The organism is Serratia sp. CY43202 (genome assembly GCF_052168755.1).
Classification (GTDB): domain Bacteria; phylum Pseudomonadota; class Gammaproteobacteria; order Enterobacterales; family Enterobacteriaceae; genus Serratia; species Serratia bockelmannii.
In genome coordinates this window covers 1-1,188 of the sequence record NZ_JBJNMB010000022.1, presented here as the reverse complement: position 1 = coordinate 1,188, position 1,188 = coordinate 1, and the positions used below count along the sequence as shown (strand labels likewise).

Here is a 1,188-nt window from a genome sequence, read left to right as displayed (position 1 = left end):
AATATGCAACCGGATTTACCAGGTCACACCCCCTACACGCTTAAACCGGGACAACCGTCGCCCGGCTAGCCTAGCCTTCTCCGTCCCCCCTTCGCAGTAACACCAAGTACAGGAATATTAACCTGTTTCCCATCGACTACGCTTTTCAGCCTCGCCTTAGGGGTCGACTCACCCTGCCCCGATTAACGTTGGACAGGAACCCTTGGTCTTCCGGCGAGCGGGCTTTTCACCCGCTTTATCGTTACTTATGTCAGCATTCGCACTTCTGATACCTCCAGCAACCCTCACAGGCCACCTTCAACGGCTTACAGAACGCTCCCCTACCCAACAACGCCTAAGCGTCGCTGCCGCAGCTTCGGTGCATGGTTTAGCCCCGTTACATCTTCCGCGCAGGCCGACTCGACCAGTGAGCTATTACGCTTTCTTTAAATGATGGCTGCTTCTAAGCCAACATCCTGGCTGTCTATGCCTTCCCACATCGTTTCCCACTTAACCATGACTTTGGGACCTTAGCTGGCGGTCTGGGTTGTTTCCCTCTTCACGACGGACGTTAGCACCCGCCGTGTGTCTCCCGTGATAACATTCTTCGGTATTCGGAGTTTGCATCGGTTTGGTAAGCCGGGATGGCCCCCTAGCCGAAACAGTGCTCTACCCCCGAAGATGAGTTCACGAGGCGCTACCTAAATAGCTTTCGGGGAGAACCAGCTATCTCCCGGTTTGATTGGCCTTTCACCCCCAGCCACAAGTCATCCGCTAATTTTTCAACATTAGTCGGTTCGGTCCTCCAGTTAGTGTTACCCAACCTTCAACCTGCCCATGGCTAGATCACCGGGTTTCGGGTCTATACCTTGCAACTATTCGCCCAGTTAAGACTCGGTTTCCCTACGGCTCCCCTATACGGTTAACCTTGCTACAAAATATAAGTCGCTGACCCATTATACAAAAGGTACGCAGTCACACCACGAAGGTGCTCCCACTGCTTGTACGTACACGGTTTCAGGTTCTATTTCACTCCCCTCGCCGGGGTTCTTTTCGCCTTTCCCTCACGGTACTGGTTCACTATCGGTCAGTCAGGAGTATTTAGCCTTGGAGGATGGTCCCCCCATATTCAGACAGGATGTCACGTGTCCCGCCCTACTCATCGAACTCACGACCTGTGCATTTTAGTGTACGGGGCTATCACCCTTT

Annotated in this window: 1 rRNA gene; it reads right to left on the bottom strand. The window is 53.1% G+C overall.

Going from position 1 to position 1,188, the window contains the following annotated elements:
* A 23S ribosomal RNA gene (locus ACJ8J5_RS24705) occupies positions 1 to 1,188 on the bottom strand; the annotation flags it as partial.